Here is a 17,374-nt window from a genome sequence, read left to right as displayed (position 1 = left end):
GGGGGGGGCCCCCCCCGGGGCGGGGGGGGGGGGGGAAATGTGACCCCGGCGGTGTGGGGGGCGGGGGGCCGCGCGGGGGGCCGGCCCTTCTCGCGTCAGTCGTCAGCGGGCGATCTCGGTGACCCGGGACTCGCGCACCACAGTCACCCGGATCTGCCCCGGATAGGTCAGCTCCTCCTCGATCTGCTTGGCCACGTCCCGGGCCAGCACCGCCGCGCCGATGTCGTCCACGTCGTCCGGCTTCACCATCACCCGGATCTCCCGGCCCGCCTGCATGGCGAAGACCTTCTCCACGCCGAGCTTGCCGGCCGCGATCTCCTCGATCCGCTCCAGCCGCTTGACGTACGCCTCCAGGCTCTCCCGCCGGGCCCCGGGCCGCCCGCCCGAGCAGGCGTCGGACGCCTGGGTGAGGACCGCCTCGATGGTCTGCGGCGGCACCTCGTTGTGGTGCGCCTCGATGGCGTGCACCACGTCCTCGGTCTCGCCGTACTTGCGGGCCAGGTCGGCGCCGATGATGGCGTGGCTGCCCTCCACCTCGTGGGTGAGCGCCTTGCCGATGTCGTGCAGGAACGCGCACCGCTTGATGGTCGGCACGTCCAACCGCAGCTCCGCGGCCATGGTGCCGGCGATGTGCGCGGTCTCGACCAGGTGCTTGAGCACGTTCTGCCCGTACGAGGTGCGGTAGCGCAGCCGGCCCAGCAGGGTGACCAGCTCCGGGTGGATCTCGGTGATGCCCACCTCGACCAGGGCGTCCTCGGCGGCCCGGTGACACAGCTCCGCCACCTCGTGGCGGGCCAGGTCGTATACCTCCTCGATCCGGTGCGGGTGGATCCGGCCGTCCAGGACCAGCTTCTCCAGCGTGACCCGGCCGACCTCGCGGCGGACCGGGTCGAAGCAGGACAGCAGCACCGCCTCGGGGGTGTCGTCGATAATCAGGTTGACGCCGGTGACCGACTCGAAGGCGCGGATGTTGCGCCCCTCCCGGCCGATGATGCGTCCCTTCATCTCGTCGCCGGGCAGGTGCAGGACGCTGACCACGCTCTCGGCGGTCTGCTCGCTGGCGACCCGCTGGATGGCGTCCACCACGATGCTGCGGGCGCGCTGCTCGGCGCTGCCCCGGGCGTCCGCCTCGATCTCCCGGACCAGCAGCGCGGCCTCCCGCTTGGCCTGCCCCTCGATCGACTCGACGAGCTCGGCGCGGGCCGTGTCGGCGGTCAGCCCGGCCACCCGCTCCAGCTCGCGGCGACGCTGCTCCTCCACCTCGGTCAGCTCCCGCTCGCGCTCGACGAGTGCGGCCTCCCGGGCGGCGAGCGCGGCGGTGGCGGCGGTGAGCTGCCGCTCGCGCTCGGCGAGCCGCTCCACCTCCTCGGTGTGCAGCCGTTCCCGCTCGTCCATCCGGGCGGCCCGCCGCTCGACCTCGGCGGCCTGCTCCCGGGTGGTGGCGGCGAGCACCGCGACCTCGCGCTCGCCGCTGCGCCGCGCGGTGGCGCGCAACTGCTCGGCGTCCGCCTCGGCCTGCTTGTGCGCCCGTTCCAGCACGGTGTCGGCCTCGGCGCGGGCGTCGTCGAGGACCCGCCGCGCCTCGGCTCGGGCGGCCTTGGCCTCGGCCTTGGCGGCGGCCGCCTCGGCCCGGGCCGCGGAGGCGGCGGACTTCGCCACGTCGATGGTGCTGTTCACCTCGTCGGCGGCGGTGCGCAGCGCGGCCAGGGACTGCTCCTGCCGGTCCTTCTCGGCGATGAACGCCGGGTCCTCCGGCGCGGGGGCCAGGCTGAAGCGCTTGAGCGCCCGTACGCCGAACAGCACGGCGCCGACGACCACCGCGACGAGCAGCAGCACCACCACGAGGAGGACGACGTCGAAGGCGCTCATGCCGTCGCTCCGACAGGCGTCTCCCGACGGGTCGGCGCCGCGCCCCCGCCCGGCGAGGCACGACCGGAACCGTGTGGCAGACCGCCGGTGAACCTGTGCCGCCCCGCCATGGCCGCCTCCCCTGAACGTCGGCGCCGCAGGACACGCGCGAACGACACGCGCCTGCGGCTCTGGACGCCCGACCGGAGCGGCTGGCTGTGGGCAGCTTTCCGTCGGCGGTGCCCATCGTTGGGTACCGCCGGCGGCCGGTTGCAGTTGTCGGACGCTCCGAACGGGTCCGGAGCGGCCGTCAAGGGCCGGTGAAGCTGGCCAAAGTGATGCTGTTCTGTTACGAGATCTATGTTGTGCGCTTAGCCTGCGCTGGTCGGGCAAAGTGAGCCTGTATGGCGAGGCTAGGTCGCGAGGGGCCGTTCGGTCAAGGAGTCATGATCAAACCACCCGGACGGAGAGAAGTTGCTCGGTCACGGAGTGCTGAGAATATGCCGGACAGCCTCGGACAAACCTCGCCGGCCGTCATCGCAGCGTGACCTTTTCCGCCTGCTCAGGCCCCCTCCCGCCACCCACCCGGCCCGCCGCCCTCGGCGACCAAGGAGTGCGCGTCGGAGACGATCTCCGGACCCGACCCGAACTCCTTGATCACTGAAGGGTTCGGGCGGCGGTCACCAAAGTGGCGTTGTCCGGCGCGGTCGCGCCGTCCGGCAGCAGCAGGGTGTCCTCCAGGCCGATCCGGGTGTGCAGGCCGCGGCGGACCGCCTCGGCGAACACCGGCCAGGTCGCCGGGCCCTCGCCGTGCAGCAGCACCGGCGGGCACCCGTCGGGCAGCGCGGCGAGGATCGCCGCCGCGTCGGCGAGCGCCACCTCGGCCGACTCCGCCATGCACTCGACCAGGACCCGCCCGGTGGGCGTCGGCCAGCGGCGCCAGGCGTGGACCGCCGCCTCCGTCCAGAGGCCCGCCTCGACCATCACGCCGCGCTCGTGCAGGGCCGCGGCGACCGCCGCCGCCCCGGGTTCGTGGGCGTTGACCGAGGCGAAGTCCGGCAGCGCCGTCCAGGCGCGGACGGCGGCCACCCGCTCGACCGGATCGGGGACGATCCACGCGCCGGTGCTCACGCCCACCGGCAGGCCGGGACGGGCCGCCCGGACGGCCTCGACCGCCGCCGCGATCACGGCCGGGTCGAGCGACTCGGCGCCGTCGTCGTCGCGCGGATGCACGTGCACCGCCGCCGCGCCGGCGCTCGCGCAACGGACCGCGTCGGCCGCCAGCTCGGCCGCGGTGAGCGGCACGGCGGGATGGTCGTCCCGGCGGCGGCCGCCGTTCAGGCATGCCTTCAACATCGGCGTGCACCCCTCCTCGACGGCGGCGGGACGGCGGAGGCGTCTAGTCGTGCCGGCGGGCGTCGAGGTCGTTCTCGGCGTCGGCCAGCGCGTCGGCGTCGATGTGCTCGGCGAACTCGGCCGCCTCGGCGCTCTGCGCGGCGAGCGCGTCCTTGACCGCACCGATCGCCACGCCGGCCGGGTAGCCCTTGCGGGCCAGCATGCCGACCAGGCGACGGAACACCGCGTCGGGCTCGCCGCGGGCGGTGCGCAGCTTCCGGTCCACCAGGACGCGCGCCGTCTCCGCCTCGGTCTCCTCGTCCAGCCCGTCCAGGGCGGCGCCGGCCACCTCGCCGTCGACGCCCTTCTGGCGCAGCTCGTTGGCGAGCGCCCGCCGGGCCAGCCCACGACCGTTGTGCCGGCTGCTCACCCAGGCCCGGGCGAACGCGGCGTCGTCGACGATGCCCACCTCGTCGTAGCGGTCGAGCACCCGCTCGGCGGTCTCCTCGGAGATGCCCCGTCGGGCCAGCGCGCCGGCCAGCTCGGCCCGGGTGCGCGGCCGGGTGGCGAGCTGGCGCAGGCAGATCTCCCGGGCCAGCTCGGCCTCGTCGCGCGGCGGAGCCGGAGCCTCCCCCGGATCGGGCTCCGCCGCGCGACCGCGACGCCCACGGCGGGGCTGGGGCGTGCCGGTGGCGTCACCCGCACGGGGTGGGCCGGCATCCCAGCCCCGCCCCGTGCGGGCGCGTCGTCCTGCCACGGGTCAGCGGATCAGAAGTCGACCGGCGGCAGCTCCGGGCCACCGGCGGCGTCGCCGGCACCACCGGTGCCGACACCGAGCTTCTCCAGGATCTTCTTCTCGATCTCGGCAGCCACGTCCGGGTTCTCCCGGAGGAACTCGCGGGCCTTCTCCTTGCCCTGGCCGAGCTGGTCGCCGTCGTAGGTGTACCAGGCGCCGGACTTGCGGATGATCGCCTGCTCCACGCCGACGTCGATCAGGGAGCCCTCGCGGGAGATGCCCTTGCCGTACATGATGTCGAACTCGGCCTGCTTGAACGGCGCGGCGACCTTGTTCTTCACGACCTTGACCCGGGTGCGGTTGCCGACCACGTCGGTGCCGTCCTTCAGGCTCTCGATGCGGCGCACGTCGAGCCGGACCGAGGCGTAGAACTTCAGCGCCCGACCACCGGTCGTGGTCTCCGGGCTGCCGAACATCACGCCGATCTTCTCGCGGAGCTGGTTGATGAAGATCGCGGTGGTGCCGGTGTTGTTGAGAATGCCGGTGATCTTCCGCAGCGCCTGGCTCATCAGCCGGGCCTGGAGGCCGACGTGGCTGTCGCCCATCTCGCCCTCGATCTCGGCGCGCGGCACCAGCGCGGCCACCGAGTCGATCACGATGATGTCGATCGCGCCGGAGCGGACCAGCATGTCGGTGATCTCCAGCGCCTGCTCGCCGGTGTCCGGCTGGGAGACCAGCAGGGCGTCGGTGTCGACACCGAGCGCCTTGGCGTACTCCGGGTCGAGCGCGTGCTCCGCGTCGATGAACGCGGCGATGCCACCCGCCCGCTGGGCGTTGGCCACCGCATGCAGGGCGACAGTGGTCTTACCGCTGGACTCCGGACCGTAGATCTCGACGACCCGGCCGCGGGGCAGACCGCCCACGCCGAGCGCCACGTCGAGCGCGATGGACCCGGTCGGCGTGACCGCCGTCTGGATGACGGGCCGTTCCCCCAGCCGCATCACCGAGCCCTTGCCGAACTGCTTGTCGATCTGAGCGAGAGCAAGGTCGAGCGCCTTCTCCCGGTCAGGACCTGCCGCCATCGTTGCCACCCCTGCCTTCGCCGGCGTCTTTCCTGAGCTTCGCGTCACGCGGGACACGCTAGGCGCTGGGTCCGACAGAAAACCAGCCGACGGGCCGCGAACTGTGGACGAGCACCCCGCTGTGGACAATAGCCGAACAGGTGTACGACTGGGCAAGCGACACGCGCAATCGAGGAAAAGGCTGCTCAGCGTAGTCGGGCGGGCACCCGGTCGGGATACGCGGCGACCACCGCGCGCCACACCACGTGCGTTTCCTCACCGGCCGCGAGCGCCTGCTCGACGGTCCGTCCGCCGAGCTGGGAGAGCACCTGGTCGCTGGCGATGCTGGCCGCGTAACCCGGCCCGAACGCCTCCTCCAACCGCGTCCAGAAGTCGGTCAGCCGCACGTGTTCAGTCCTCCTCGTCGAGTGGTGCCGGACCGGGACGCCGCAGCGCGAGCGCCACCAGCGGCACCACCGCGATCGCCGCCAGCAGGGTGAGCGTCGGGTACCCCGCGGCCCGCATGACGAACCCGCTCACCGCCGCCGCACTCGCCCCGGCCAACCCCATGAGCAGGTCGGACAGCCCCTGCACGCCGGGCCGGTCGGCGGTGGGCACCGACTCCGACAGCAGCGTCGAGCCCGCCACCATGGTGCCCGACCAGCCCAGCCCGAGCAGCGCCAGCCCCACCGAGAGCGCCGGGGTGTGGTGCCCGGCGGCGCCGGCGACCGCGCACGCGGCAAGCAGGAACGCCACCCCGCCGAGGATCACCGGCCGCCGGCCCAGCCGGTCGGTGAGCCAGCCCACCACCGGCGAGAACGCGTACATGCCGGCGATGTGCAGGCTGAGCACGACGCCGACCACGCGCAGCAGGTCCGCGTCCGAGTGCCACTCGTCGAGGTGCACCGGGGTCATCGACATCACCGCGACCATCACCAGGTGCCCCACCGCGACCGCGCCGATGCCGAGCCGGGCGGCCGGCCGGCGGCGTACCGTCCGCCACGCGGCGGCCATGCCACCGCGGCGGGTGACCTTCCGGGCGGGGTCCGCGGCGGGGTCCGGCTCGGCCGCCGCCAGCCGGCGCGCGGTGAGCAGCGGATCCGGCCGGAGCAGGGCCAGGAGTACGCCGGCGGCGAGCGTGAACGCGACGGCGCTGACCAGGAACGGGCCGGCCAGCAGCGGCAGGCCCCACCCGTGGGTGACGTCGTCGGCGAGCGCGGCGAAGTTCGGCGCGGCCACCGAGCCGATGGTGGTGGCCCAGACCACCAGCGACAGTTGCCGGCCCCGGCGCGCCGGGTCGGCCAGGTCGACGGCGGTGTAGCGGGCCTGGAGGTTCGCCGCCGTGCCGCCGCCGAACAGCAGCATGCCGACGAAGAGCAGCGGCACCACGCCGCTCACCACGGCGACCACCACCAGCGCGCCGCCGACCGCGCCGACCAGGTAGGCAAGCACCAGCCCGGGTCGCCGCCCGCGTGCCGCCATCAGCCGGGTCACCGGGACGGCGAGCAGCGCGGCGCCGACCACGCCGGCGCTCTGCGCCAGCCCGGCCAGGGCGGTGCCGGCGACCCGGGCGGCGAGCAGCGCGCCGACCGAGATGCCGATGGCGACGCCGACGCCGCCGACGATCTGGGTGAGGAAGAGCAGCCGGAGGGTACGCCGCTGGATGCCGGCGACGTCGGACCGCCGGGGCGGGGCCGGCGCGGTCAGGTCGGTGGCCATGACGCTCCTGGTGAGGACGGGTGCCTCATCGTCGCGCACCGGACCGGCCGGTCGGCAACCGGTTTCGCTACAGGCCGAGGCCGCGCCCGATGATCTCCTTCATGATCTCGGTGGTGCCGCCGTAGATGGTCTGCACCCGGCTGTCCAGCCACGCCTTCGCCACCGGGTACTCCAGCATGAAGCCGTAACCGCCGTGCAGCTGCACGCACCGGTCGGCGACCTTGTTCTGCAGCTCGGTGGTCCACCACTTCGCCTTCGCCGCGTCGGTCACCGACAGGCGCCCCGCGTCGTACTCGGCGACGCAGTGGTTCACGAACGTCCGGGCGATGGTGATCTCGGTGTCCAGCTCGGCCAGGAGGAAGCGGTTGTGCTGGAACCTGCCGATCGGCCGGCCGAACGCCTCCCGGGACCGGGCGTGCTCCAGGGTGAGCGCGAGCAGCTTCTCGCAGGCCGCCACCGCGCCGACCGCGATGCTCAGCCGCTCCCGGGGCAGGTTGGCCATCAGGTGGTAGAAGCCCTGGTTCTCGGCGCCGATCAGGTTCTCCGCCGGCACCCGGCAGTCGTCGAAGAACAGCTCGGCGGTGTCGTTGGCCTTCAGGCCGACCTTGGCCAGCCGCCGCCCCCGGTCGAAGCCCGGCGTGCCGCTCTCCACCACCACCAGGCTCACCCCGTGCGCGCCCTGCTCCGGCGCGGTCTTGACCACCACCACCACGAGGTCGGCCAGCTCGCCGTTGGTGATGAACGTCTTCTGGCCGTTGAGCACCCACGAGTCGCCGTCGCGGACCGCGCCGGTGCGGATGCCGGCCAGGTCGCTGCCCGCGCCCGGCTCGCTCATCGCGATCGCGGTGACCAGGTCGCCGGAGCAGAAGCCGGGCAACCAGCGCTTGCGCTGCTCCTCGGTGGTCAGCTCGGTCAGGTACGGCGCCACCACGTCGTTGTGCAGCCCGAACCCGAGACCGGTGCAGCCGCTGGCGACGATCTCCTCGTCGAGCACCGCGTTGAACCGGAAGTCGCGCTGCCCGCCGCCGCCGTACGCCGGGTCGACGTCGGGACCGAGCAGCCCGGCCGCGCCGGCGGCCCGCCACACCTCGCGGTCGACGATGCCCTCGGCCTCCCACCGCTCGTGGTGCGGCACCGCCTCCCGGGCGAGGAACCGGCGGCACAGATCCCGGAACTCTTCGTGGACGGGCTCGTACAGATGCTGCTCCATGCCGGCCAGTCTGGCACCGCTCACCCGCCCCGGACAGGGGCCGCGGGCCCCGATCAGCGCAGCCGCGCGCGCAACCTGCGCTCCCGGCGGGCGGTCACCGCGGCGACGGCGAGCACCGCGGCCAGGACGGCCGCGAACCCGACCGCGCTGGCCACCCGCCCGACGTGTACAGCGACCCCGATCAGCGCGGCGAAGAGCGGCGTGCCGACGAGGGGACCGATCAGCGCTCCCCGGCGTACCACGGGCAGGTTGTCGGTGACCGTCGCGCGGCCGGCCTCGTCGGCGGGCGGTTCGCCCCGGCGCAGCGCGACCGCGGTCCGCCGCCAACCCTCGGTCCACTCGGCTTCGGCCGGCTTGCGCGGCTTCGTCCAGCGGCTCCCCACGAACGGGAAGGCGGTCCCCCAGACCACGCCCACCGAGCCGGCCCGGACGATCGCGACAAGCGACGAGCCGTGTCGCTCCTCCCACAACCGCAGCGGCAGCCAGACGAGCGTGGCGACGAGCATGCTCACCACGTACGACCCGGGCGGACCGAATCGGGCGAGGAACACGAAGGGTCGGGCGGCGGCCATGCCGGAGGCGATACCCCCGAGTGCCGGGCGGCAATCCGGTGTGGACGGTGGCCGGTCGGGCCGAGGCACGACAGGATGGCCGGATGGGCACGCTGACCGGAGCACAGATCGCCGACGCCGGGCTGGACGGGTGGACCTTCCTGCTCGGCGCGTTGCACACCCGCATCCGTACCCCGGACTTCGCGGCCGGACTGGCGCTGGTGGCCGCCGTCGGCGCGGAGGCCGAGCGGGTCGACCACCATCCCGACCTGGACCTGCGCTACACCCACGTGGACGTGCGGCTGTGGTCGCACGACGCCGGCGGCGTCACCGGGCGCGACCTGCGGCTGGCGCGGACGATCACGGCGCTCGCCGCCGAGGCCGGGCTCACCCTGTCGTACGCCGGGCTGTCCCGCCTGGAGCTGGCGCTGGACAGCCCGGAGCACGCCGCGGTGGCGCCGTTCTGGCGCGCGGTCCTGGCCGGTGAGCGACAGGGCTCCGCCGACGACGAGGTGCGCGACCCGGCCGGCACGCTGCCCACGATCTGGTTCCAGGAGTCCGGACGCGACGAGCCCCGGCAGCGCTGGCACCCGGACGTGTGGGTCGACCCGGCCGAGGTCGCGGCGCGGACGGAGGCGGCGCTGGCGGCCGGTGGCACGCTGGTCAGCGACGCCGAGGCGCCGAACTTCTGGGTGCTCGCCGACCCGGACGGCAACCGGGTCTGCCTCTGCACCTGGCAGGGGCGCGGCTGACTCAGCGCAGCGCGCCGGCGGCCACCGTGAGATCGGCGACCAGGCCCTCGAACGCGACGTCCTGGTTGTCCGCGCGCAGCACGGCGGACGGGTGGATGGTGGCGAGCAGCCGGGTGTCCGGCGCGTCGGCGACCGCGCCGGCCCGGTCCACCGGCACCCGCGCGAAGTCCTCCGGGTGCTGCGCGGCGGCCGGCCAGGGCAGCAGCTCGCCGCGCTGGCGGGTCACCCGGAACGTGGGGCCGAGCAGTGCCTTGGCGGCGGTGGCGCCGAGCACCACCACGACCTCCGGACGCAGCCTGGCGAACTCGGCGACCAGCCAGGGCCGGCAGGCGGTGACGTGCACCCGGTCCGGGGTCTGGTGGATGCGCCGCGTGCCGCGCCGCTCGAAGCGGAAGTGCTTGACCGCGTTGGTCAGGTAGATGTGGCGCGGGTCGAGGCCGGCGTCGTCCACCGCCCTGCGCAGCAGCCGGCCGGCCGGGCCGACGAACGGCAGCCCCTGCTGGTCCTCCACGTCGCCCGGTTGCTCGCCGACGAAGACCACCCGGGCCCGCTCGTCGCCCCGGCCGAAGACGGTCTGCGACGCGTCCCGGTGGAGCTCGCACCCCCGGCAGCCGGCCGCCGCGGCGCGCAGCTCGTCGATGGTGTCCGCCGTGGGCGGGATGAACTCCTGCGCTCCGGGTGCGCTCTCGGTCTCGGCCATGCGGACCGTTCTACCCCCTCCGCCGTCCGCCACGCCGCATCTCCGGGCGTGTTAAGCGGGGGCCCCGCCTCTACCGAAAGCGTTAATAGGGGGCCCCTCCTTGCACCGGGCGCACGGCGTGGGCGAGCGCGTCGGCGAGCGGGGGGAGGTCGGCCTCGTCGAGGGTGCTCACGGTGAGCCGGAGCGCGGGGGCGGCGGCGATCCGGTAGAGGCCGCCGGGCGCCACCGACCAGCCGGCGTCGCGGAGCGCGGTGACCGCGACCGTCTCGTCGGGCACCGGCACCCAGACGTTGATGCCGGTGCGCCCGTGCGCGGTCAGCCCGCGCGCGGCCAGCGCGGCGACCAGCCCGTCGCGTCGCCTGTCGTAGCCGTCCGCCGCGCGCCGCACCAGCGCGGCGGTGGCCGGGTCGCGCCAGATCGACAGGACCAGCCGTTGCAGCACGGTGGAGACCCAGCCGGCGCCGACCCGGACCCGGCCGGCCACCCGGGCCACGGTGGCCTCGTCGCCGGCCAGCACGGCGAGCCGCAGGTCGGGCCCGTAGGGCTTGCTCACCGACCGGACGAAGGCCCACGCCGCTGTCGACCCGGCGAGCGGGTGCAGGGGTACGCGGGCCAACTCGGCGGCGTGGTCGTCCTCGATCAGCAACAGGTCGGCCCGGCCGGCGAGCAGCGCCCGCAGCGCGGCGGCCCGGTCGGCGGAGACGGCCGCGCCGGTCGGATTCTGCGCCCGGCTGGTCACCACCAGCGCGCGCACCCCGGCGGCGAGCGCGGACCGCACCCCGGCCACGCTCGGACCCTCGTCGTCCACCGGCACCCCGACGGTACGCAGCCCGAGCGCGGCGACCAGGTCGAGCAGGTTGGCCCAGCCCGGGTCCTCCACCGCCACCGCGTCGCCGGGGCGCAGGTGCGCGGCGAGCAGTCGCTCGATGCCGTCGAGCGCGCCGCCGGTGACGGTCAGGTCGGCGGCCGGCACCCCGTCGGCGGCGAGCCGGTCCCGGGCGGCGGCGGCCAGCTCGGGCAGGACGGCGGTGTCCGCGTATCCGGTCGGGGCGGCGAACTCGGCGGCGAGCGCGGCCAGGTGCGGGCCGAGCGGGGGCAGCAGCCGCCGGTCGGGGTGCCCGGCGGAGAGGTCGCGGGTGCCCGGTCGCGGCGGGGGCGCCAGCGCGGCGCGGCGGCCGGCGACCGGCGGGCGGGGCCGGACCCGGGTGCCGTGCCGGCCGGCGGTCGCGACCAGGCCCCGGTGCCGCAGCTCCTGGTAGGCCCGCGCGACGGTGGCCGGGCTGACGCCGAGCTGGCCGGCGAGCGCGCGGACCGCCGGCAGGGGGTCGCCCGGGGCGAGGCCGCCGGTGCGGATGCCGGATTCCACGCTCGCCGAAATGGCCGCCGAGGTGGACCCGCTGACCTGATAACGTGCTGCCACAGTTCGACGATTGTACTAGAACAAAGGTGGGATGTCGCATGTACCCTCCGACCGGCCGCACCACCGCCACCCGCACCCGGGACCGGATGCGCTACGACCGCGCCACCGCCCACGCGCTGCTGGACGAGGCGTTCCACTGCGCGCTGGCGTTCGTGGTGGACGGTGAGCCGCGGGTCCTGCCGACCCTGCACGTACGCGTCGACGACACGCTCTACCTGCACGGCTCCACCGGCAGCCGGCCGCTGCTCGCCGCCCGGGGCGACGCCGGGCTGCCGGTCTGCGTCGCGGTCACCCACCTCGACGGGCTGGTCTACGCCCGCTCCCAGTTCCACCACAGCGCCAACTACCGCTCGGTGGTCGCGCACGGCACCGCCCGGCTGGTCGACGACGCCGACGAGAAGGCCCGGGTGCTGACCGCGCTGGTGGACAAGGTGGCCGCGGGGCGGTCCGCGGAGAGCCGACCGCCGAACCGGCGCGAGCTGGCCGAGACCGCCGTGCTGGCGCTGCCGCTGCGCGAGGTCTCGGTCCGCACCCGCACCGGCGGGGTCAACGACGAGCCGGCCGACGAGGACCTGCCCCACTGGGCCGGCGTGCTGCCGCTGCGGCTCACGCCGGGGCGGCCCGAACCGGCCGACGGGGTGACCGCGCCGGTGCCCGCGTACCTGCGGCCGGCCCGGTCGCCGTGGCTGGAGCCGGTGGTCCTGCGCGGCGCGCACGTGGTGCTGGAGCCGCTGGACCTCGCGCACGCCGAGGACCTGCACGCCGCGCTCGACGACGAGGAGGTCTGGCGGCACGTCGGCAGCCCACGCCCCACCGACGTGGCCGGCACCGCCGCGCTGATCCGCGCCGCGCTCGACGCCGGGTCGCGGGGCGTGCGGACGCCGTGGGTGCAGCGCTGCGCGGTCACCGGGGCGGTGGTCGGCACCACGTCCTACCACCAGCCCGACGCCGACCTGCGGACGGTGGAGATCGGCTACACCCAGCTCGGCCGGCCGTGGTGGCGGACCGGGATCAACACCGAGGCGAAGCTGCTGCTGCTCACCCGCGCCTTCGAGGAGCTGGACGCGGTGCGGGTCACCTGGCAGACCAGCACGCTCAACGAGCGGTCCCAGCGGGCCATCGAACGACTCGGCGCGGTGCGGGAGGGGACGCTGCGGTCCAACCGGCGGCGCGCCGACGGCACCTGGCGGCAGTCCGCGCTCTACTCGATGCTCGCCGAGGAGTGGCCGAACGCACAGGTCAGGCTGCGGGAACGGCTTCGCCCGGCGGCGCCGGCCGGGGCATGATGTCCGGCGTGCTGGGGATCACCGACATCGGGACGTACGTGCTGGGCACCGTGGCCATCGTGCTGCTGCCCGGGCCGAACTCGCTCTTCGTGCTGGCCACCGCCGCCCGGCGCGGGGTGGCGACCGGTTACCGGGCCGCCGCCGGGGTGTTCGTCGGCGACGCGGCGCTGATGGCGCTCTCCGCCGCCGGGGTGGCATCGCTGCTCCAGGCGTACCCGCCGCTGTTCCTCGTGGTCAAGTACGCCGGCGCGGCGTACCTCGGGTGGCTGGGGCTGGCCATGCTGCGCGGCGCGTGGCGGCGGTGGCGCGACCGCGACGACCCCGCGACGCCGCGCCTGATCGACGAGGTGGAGCCGGCGGCGGAGCGCGACCCGTTCCGGCGGGCGCTGACGGTCAGCCTGCTCAACCCGAAGGCGATCCTCTTCTTCGTCTCGTTCTTCATCCAGTTCGTGGACCCCGGGTATCCGTGGCCGGCCCTGTCGTTCCTGGTGCTCGGCCTGATCGCGCAGGTGGCCAGCGCGCTCTACCTGACCGTGCTGATCTTCACCGGCACGTTCCTGGCCGCCCAGTTCCAGCGCCGCCGGCGGCTCGCCGCCACCGGTACCACCGCGATCGCGGTGCTGTTCCTCGGCTTCGGCCTCAAGCTCGCCGCCGGATGAAAGGAGGGGCCCCTTGTTAACGCCTGCGGTATAGCAGGGGCCCCCTTTTGACACCCACCCCGCTCAGGTGCCGTCGCCGCCACCACCGCCACCGCCGACGCCCGCGCCGCCGGCCGTGCCGCCGAGGCCGTAGCCGGGCGCGACGGGCTGGTCCGGGTGGCGGCTGACGTGCGCCGACTCCCGGATCGTGGCCGACCAGTCGGCGTGCGCGGCGGCCGCCGCGTGCCTGTCGATGGCGTGCCGCAACCAGCCGTCCACAGTCGACACCCAGTCCCGCCGGTCCGCCCCGGCGTGCCAGACCCGGAACCGGCTGATGCTCTGGTGGGTCACCCCGGCCAGGGAGAGCCGCCGGTCCAGCCAGAACAGCACCTCCATGCCGGCCGGGTCGGTCAGCATGATCACTTCCAGCTCGGTCATCGGCCCGGCGTAGAGCGGGGCGGCCCAGAAGCCGAGCCGCTGCTGGAACGGCAACGTCTGGGCCACCCGAGGCAACCGGCCCTGCTGGAGCCCCGCCTGGCGCATCACGAAGCCGAGCGTGTCCAGCGCGGCGAGCAGGTGCTGCTGGGTGGGCAGCGGATGGACCAGGACCGGCACCATCTCGCCCTGGTCCAGGTCCGGTTCGACGGACACCTCGGTCCGCAGCCCGGTGCGCAGCGTCATCAGCGGCACCCCGCCGAACACCGTCACCGGCGTCTCCCACGGCAGCGGCACCGCGAAGTCCACCGCCCGCCGCCGGCCGCCCGGCACCACGAACCGGCCGGCGATCGGCCACTGGTGGTACTGCACCAGCCGACGCGGTGATCCCGGGTCCTCCGGCTCGACCTGCGCGACCAGCCCCAGGCGGATGTGCCGGACCAGCACGTCCTCGCCGCCGTCGGCGGCCAGCGTCACCCGGCCCGGCAGGCGCAGCCCCGGCCGGGTGCTCGGGTTGGGCAGGGTGGTGGTGACCGAGAGCCCCGTCCAGGCCGACCCCCGCGACACCCCGGTGAGCCGCATGCCGGCGGCATTCCCGCTGCCCCGCCGCCCATGCGCGCGACGGCCCGCCCCGCGAGCGGGACGGGCCGTCGGATCGATCGGCAGACGGTCAGCGCAGGCGGCGACCGCGCGGCACCGGGTCGGTCTCGTCGTCGAACTCGCCGATGACCTCCTCCAGCAGGTCCTCCAGCGCGACGAAGCCGATCGGCCGGGTCGGCCCACCGCCGTTGCGCACCAGCGCGAGCTGCGCCTGCCGGCCCCGCATGGCGGCCACCGCCTCGGTCACCGACGCCTCGGCGGGCAGCGTGAACGCGTTCGTCATCAGCTCACCGGCCGTCGCCGGCCGGCCGGTGGTGACCGCGCGCACCGCCTCGCGTACGTGCACCAGGCCGCACACCTCGCCGCCGGTGTCGACCACGGCGAGCCGGGACCGGCCGCTGTGGCGGGACACGTGCTCGATCCGCTCGGCGGTGTCGTCCCGGCGCACCGTGACGATCCGGTCGAACGGCTCCATCACCTGCGCCACGGTGGTGCCCTGCAACTCCAGCATGCTGGTCAGCAACTGGTGCTGCTCGGCGCCGAGCAGCCCGTGCTCCCGGGACTGCTCCAGCAGGATGCGCAGCTCGTCCGGGCCGTGCACCTGGGCGAGCTGGTCCTGCTGCTGCACCCCGACCAGCCGCAGCATCGCGTTGGCCAGGCCGTTGAGCAGCGACAGCACCGGGCGGGCGATCCGGGCGAATGCCCGGAACGGCAGCGCCAGCAGCATCGCCGAGCGCTCCGCGTCGGTGATCGCCCAGGACTTCGGCGCCATCTCGCCGACCACCAGGTGCAGGAACGTCACCAGGCCCAGCGCGAACACCAGCGCGACGACGTGGCTGGCCGCGTCCGGCAGGCCCACCGCGTGCAGCAGCGGGCTGAGCAGGTGCTCGATGGCCGGCTCGGCAAGCGCGCCGAGGCCCAGCGTGCACAGCGTGATGCCGAGCTGCGCGCCGGCCAGCATCAGGCTCAGCTCGCGGACGCCGTCGAGCGCCGCGCGGGCCGCGCGGCCACCACCGGCCGCCGACTGCTCCAGCCGGTAGCGCTTCGCGGCGACGAGCGCGAACTCGGCGGCCACGAAGAACCCGTTGAGCGCCAGCAGCACCACGGAAAAGATCAACGCGAACCCGGGGCTCATGCCGCACCCTCCCCGGCCACGCCGGCGGTCGTCCGGAGCCGGACCGAGTCGGCGACGTGCCGGTCCACCGCCAGCACCTCGACAAGCACCCGGTGGCCGGTCGACGGCTCGTCGCCGTCACCGGCGGGCGCGATCTCCAGCCGGTCCCCGACCTCGGGCACCCGGCCCAGCTCCCGCATCACCAGCCCGGAGAGCGTGTCGTACTCCGGCGCCTCGGGCAGCTCGATGCCGGTGCTGTCGGCGACCTCGTCGATCCGCCAGCGCGCCGGCACCACCCAGGAGCCGTCCTCCTGCCGGGCCGGCGCCCGCTCCGGCGGGTCGTCCTCGTCCCGGATCGGCCCGACCAGCTCCTCGGCGAGATCCTCCAGCGTGATCACGCCGGCGAACCCGCCGTACTCGTCGACCACGCAGGCCAACTGCCGGTGCCCGGACCGGAGCCGGTCCAGCACCGTCGGCAGCGGCAGCGTCTCCGGCACCAGCAACGGGGGTACGGCGACCGCGTCGACCCGGGTGCGCGCCCGCTCGGCCGGCGGCACCCCCAGCACGTCGGCGATGCCGACCACGCCGATCAGGTCGTCCACGCCCTCGGCCCCGCGCACTGGGAACCGGGAGTGGCCGGTGTCCAGCATCTCGACGATCCGGCTGACCGGCTCGTCGGCGCGTACGGTGTGCACGTCCACCCGGGGCACCATGGCCTCGCCCGCGGTCAGCCCCCGGAAGTCGAGCCCCCGGTCGAGCAGGTCGGACATCTCGGCGTCGAGGTGCCCCTCCTCGCGGGACTCGGCGATGATCTGTTCCAGGTCCGCCGGGGTCGCGCCGCTGGGCAGCTCCTCGATCGGCTCGATGCCGACCCGGCGGAGCAGCCGCACGGCGGCCCGGTCGAAGAGCGTGATCAGCGGACCGGCGATCCGCAGGTAGATGAGCGTGGACCGGGACAGCGCCCGGGCGAGCGGCACGGCCCGGGCGATGGCCAGGTTCTTCGGGGCCAGCTCACCCAGGACCATCTGCACCACGGTGGCGATGACCAGGGCCAGCGCCACCGACAGCGGCAGCGCCACCGCGCCGGACACGCCGGCGAGGCCGAGCAGGTCGGCCAGCCCGGCGCCCAGGTAGGGCTCGGCGACGTAACCGACGAGCAGGGCGGTCACGGTGATGCCGAGCTGGGCGCCGGAGAGCATGAAGGAGAGGCGTCCGGTCACCTCCAGGGCCCGGGCGGCGGCGCGGTCACCACCGTCGGCGAGTTGTTTGAGCTTGCCGCGGTCCACGGCGACGTAACCGAACTCCTGCGCCACGAAGTAACCCGTGGCGGCGGTGAGAACGGTGATGAGAAGGAGACCGACGAGGATCAACACGGGAGGTTCAGGGCTCCCGGGGTCGTCGGGGAGGGAAGATGCCGGGTACGACCCGGCCGGCTACTGCTGCCCTCCGGGGCAGGAGAGTCGATCATGCGGTCCATTTTATCGGTGCCCGCTGGACGCCCGCTGAAGGTGCCGGGAACCCTCCCCCACGTCCCGTTTCACCGCTCGGCCAGCTCGTCGACGTCGAGCAGCGACCTGTCGATCCGCCCCGACCGGTAGGCGGCCCGGCCGATCATCTGCGCGGCGACCGGCGCGGTGGAGAGCTGGAAGATCGCCACCAGCACCAGCATGCCCAGGTCCGACCCGGTCCGCAGGCGCAGCGCCAGGCCGGCCAGGAGCAGCAGCACGCCGAGCACCTGCGGCTTGGTGGCGGCGTGCATGCGGTCGAGCGTGTCCGGGAAGCGCACCAGGCCGATGCCGGCCACCAGGCTCAACAGCGCCCCCGCCAGCAGCAGGAGCCCACCCGCCCAGTCCGCCACCACTGTCATGCTGCGCCGCCTTCCGTTCGCGACTGCGGGGCTCGCAACCCCGGCTCACTCCTCGCGCTCACGCTGCGCCGCCTTCCGTTCGCGACTGCGGGGCTCGCAACC

General features: G+C 74.6%; 17 protein-coding genes. 3 read left to right on the top strand and 14 right to left on the bottom strand.

The genetic code is table 11. The annotated features are described in order from the left end of the window. Positions 1-102: 102 nt before the first annotated feature. The 8 genes from rny to ACIA5A_RS12730 form a co-directional block, all read right to left on the bottom strand. Positions 103-1,869, bottom strand: coding sequence for a ribonuclease Y (rny, locus tag ACIA5A_RS12765; protein WP_396760343.1), 1,767 nt, complete (start codon positions 1,867-1,869; stop codon positions 103-105). Positions 1,870-2,505: 636 nt separating this feature from the next. Continuing rightward, positions 2,506-3,204 carry a 3-keto-5-aminohexanoate cleavage protein gene (locus tag ACIA5A_RS12760; protein ID WP_396760340.1) on the bottom strand — a complete coding sequence of 233 codons (699 nt, stop codon included), beginning with the start codon at positions 3,202-3,204 and terminating at the stop codon, positions 2,506-2,508. 43 nt (positions 3,205-3,247) lie between these two features. Continuing rightward, positions 3,248-3,940: a regulatory protein RecX gene (locus ACIA5A_RS12755; protein ID WP_396760337.1), complete on the bottom strand. Its 693-nt coding sequence runs from the start codon at positions 3,938-3,940 to the stop codon at positions 3,248-3,250. 11 nt (positions 3,941-3,951) lie between these two features. Further along, a complete protein-coding gene (recA, locus tag ACIA5A_RS12750; protein WP_396760335.1) occupies positions 3,952-5,001 on the bottom strand; it encodes a recombinase RecA in 1,050 nt (349 codons plus the stop codon). Positions 5,002-5,186: 185 nt separating this feature from the next. Continuing rightward, complete coding sequence (locus ACIA5A_RS12745; protein WP_018785963.1) at positions 5,187-5,387, bottom strand: DUF3046 domain-containing protein; 201 nt, start codon at positions 5,385-5,387, stop codon at positions 5,187-5,189. 4 nt (positions 5,388-5,391) lie between these two features. After that, positions 5,392-6,699 carry an MFS transporter gene (locus tag ACIA5A_RS12740; RefSeq protein WP_396760332.1) on the bottom strand — a complete coding sequence of 436 codons (1,308 nt, stop codon included), beginning with the start codon at positions 6,697-6,699 and terminating at the stop codon, positions 5,392-5,394. 67 nt (positions 6,700-6,766) lie between these two features. Beyond that, the gene (locus ACIA5A_RS12735; protein WP_396760329.1) at positions 6,767-7,909 is read right to left on the bottom strand and encodes an acyl-CoA dehydrogenase family protein; all 1,143 of its coding nucleotides are present in this window, start codon (positions 7,907-7,909) and stop codon (positions 6,767-6,769) included. A 53-nt stretch (positions 7,910-7,962) separates the two neighbouring features. Then, positions 7,963-8,481, bottom strand: a complete 519-nt coding sequence (locus ACIA5A_RS12730) for a hypothetical protein (protein WP_396760326.1) — start codon at positions 8,479-8,481, stop codon at positions 7,963-7,965. An 83-nt stretch (positions 8,482-8,564) separates the two neighbouring features. On the opposite strand from ACIA5A_RS12730, the gene ACIA5A_RS12725 reads away from it, so the two are divergent. After that, a complete protein-coding gene (locus ACIA5A_RS12725) occupies positions 8,565-9,212 on the top strand; it encodes a 4a-hydroxytetrahydrobiopterin dehydratase (RefSeq protein ID WP_396760323.1) in 648 nt (215 codons plus the stop codon). 1 nt (position 9,213) lies between these two features. On the opposite strand, the gene ACIA5A_RS12720 is transcribed toward ACIA5A_RS12725, so the two are convergent. Continuing rightward, the gene (locus ACIA5A_RS12720; protein WP_396760320.1) at positions 9,214-9,912 is read right to left on the bottom strand and encodes a UdgX family uracil-DNA binding protein; all 699 of its coding nucleotides are present in this window, start codon (positions 9,910-9,912) and stop codon (positions 9,214-9,216) included. A gap of 82 nt (positions 9,913-9,994) precedes the next feature. Then, positions 9,995-11,332 carry an aminotransferase class I/II-fold pyridoxal phosphate-dependent enzyme gene (locus ACIA5A_RS12715; protein WP_396760317.1) on the bottom strand — a complete coding sequence of 446 codons (1,338 nt, stop codon included), beginning with the start codon at positions 11,330-11,332 and terminating at the stop codon, positions 9,995-9,997. Positions 11,333-11,370: 38 nt separating this feature from the next. On the opposite strand from ACIA5A_RS12715, the gene ACIA5A_RS12710 reads away from it, so the two are divergent. Together ACIA5A_RS12710 and leuE are read left to right on the top strand one after the other, a co-directional pair. Beyond that, the gene (locus ACIA5A_RS12710) at positions 11,371-12,618 is read left to right on the top strand and encodes a bifunctional pyridoxamine 5'-phosphate oxidase family protein/GNAT family N-acetyltransferase (protein WP_396760314.1); all 1,248 of its coding nucleotides are present in this window, start codon (positions 11,371-11,373) and stop codon (positions 12,616-12,618) included. Further along, on the top strand, positions 12,615-13,277 hold the full coding sequence (gene leuE, locus ACIA5A_RS12705; RefSeq protein WP_396760311.1) for a leucine efflux protein LeuE: 663 nt from the start codon (positions 12,615-12,617) through the stop codon (positions 13,275-13,277). Before ACIA5A_RS12710 ends, leuE begins: the two co-directional genes overlap by 4 nt. 63 nt (positions 13,278-13,340) lie before the next feature. Here the strand turns inward: leuE and ACIA5A_RS12700 are convergent, their stop codons facing one another. The 4 genes from ACIA5A_RS12700 to mnhG form a co-directional block, all read right to left on the bottom strand. Next, positions 13,341-14,273: a sporulation protein gene (locus ACIA5A_RS12700; protein ID WP_396760308.1), complete on the bottom strand. Its 933-nt coding sequence runs from the start codon at positions 14,271-14,273 to the stop codon at positions 13,341-13,343. An 88-nt stretch (positions 14,274-14,361) separates the two neighbouring features. After that, positions 14,362-15,426 (bottom strand): hemolysin family protein, encoded by a 1,065-nt coding sequence (locus ACIA5A_RS12695; RefSeq protein ID WP_396760305.1) that lies wholly within the window; start codon positions 15,424-15,426, stop codon positions 14,362-14,364. Continuing rightward, positions 15,423-16,778, bottom strand: a complete 1,356-nt coding sequence (locus ACIA5A_RS12690; protein WP_396760302.1) for a hemolysin family protein — start codon at positions 16,776-16,778, stop codon at positions 15,423-15,425. Before ACIA5A_RS12690 ends, ACIA5A_RS12695 begins: the two co-directional genes overlap by 4 nt. Before the next feature lie 164 nt (positions 16,779-16,942). After that, complete coding sequence (gene mnhG / locus ACIA5A_RS12685) at positions 16,943-17,272, bottom strand: monovalent cation/H(+) antiporter subunit G (protein ID WP_396760298.1); 330 nt, start codon at positions 17,270-17,272, stop codon at positions 16,943-16,945. Positions 17,273-17,374 lie beyond the last annotated feature (102 nt).

This window comes from Micromonospora sp. NPDC051300, assembly GCF_044455315.1.
Taxonomy (GTDB): domain Bacteria; phylum Actinomycetota; class Actinomycetes; order Mycobacteriales; family Micromonosporaceae; genus Micromonospora; species Micromonospora robiginosa.
This window is presented reverse-complemented; position numbering and strand designations above follow the sequence as displayed.

What these genes read in the sequence shown, in the direction of transcription:
- mnhG (WP_396760298.1), bottom strand. Translation starts at nt 17,272, where the DNA reads ATGACAGTGGTGGCGGACTGGGCGGGTGGGCTCCTGCTGCTGGCGGGG.
- rny (WP_396760343.1), bottom strand. Translation starts at nt 1,869, where the DNA reads ATGAGCGCCTTCGACGTCGTCCTCCTCGTGGTGGTGCTGCTGCTCGTC.
- ACIA5A_RS12725 (WP_396760323.1), top strand. Translation starts at nt 8,565, where the DNA reads ATGGGCACGCTGACCGGAGCACAGATCGCCGACGCCGGGCTGGACGGG.
- ACIA5A_RS12720 (WP_396760320.1), bottom strand. Translation starts at nt 9,912, where the DNA reads ATGGCCGAGACCGAGAGCGCACCCGGAGCGCAGGAGTTCATCCCGCCC.
- ACIA5A_RS12730 (WP_396760326.1), bottom strand. Translation starts at nt 8,481, where the DNA reads ATGGCCGCCGCCCGACCCTTCGTGTTCCTCGCCCGATTCGGTCCGCCC.
- ACIA5A_RS12695 (WP_396760305.1), bottom strand. Translation starts at nt 15,426, where the DNA reads ATGAGCCCCGGGTTCGCGTTGATCTTTTCCGTGGTGCTGCTGGCGCTC.
- recA (WP_396760335.1), bottom strand. Translation starts at nt 5,001, where the DNA reads ATGGCGGCAGGTCCTGACCGGGAGAAGGCGCTCGACCTTGCTCTCGCT.
- leuE (WP_396760311.1), top strand. Translation starts at nt 12,615, where the DNA reads ATGATGTCCGGCGTGCTGGGGATCACCGACATCGGGACGTACGTGCTG.
- ACIA5A_RS12735 (WP_396760329.1), bottom strand. Translation starts at nt 7,909, where the DNA reads ATGGAGCAGCATCTGTACGAGCCCGTCCACGAAGAGTTCCGGGATCTG.
- ACIA5A_RS12760 (WP_396760340.1), bottom strand. Translation starts at nt 3,204, where the DNA reads ATGTTGAAGGCATGCCTGAACGGCGGCCGCCGCCGGGACGACCATCCC.
- ACIA5A_RS12710 (WP_396760314.1), top strand. Translation starts at nt 11,371, where the DNA reads ATGTACCCTCCGACCGGCCGCACCACCGCCACCCGCACCCGGGACCGG.
- ACIA5A_RS12700 (WP_396760308.1), bottom strand. Translation starts at nt 14,273, where the DNA reads ATGCGGCTCACCGGGGTGTCGCGGGGGTCGGCCTGGACGGGGCTCTCG.
- ACIA5A_RS12740 (WP_396760332.1), bottom strand. Translation starts at nt 6,699, where the DNA reads ATGGCCACCGACCTGACCGCGCCGGCCCCGCCCCGGCGGTCCGACGTC.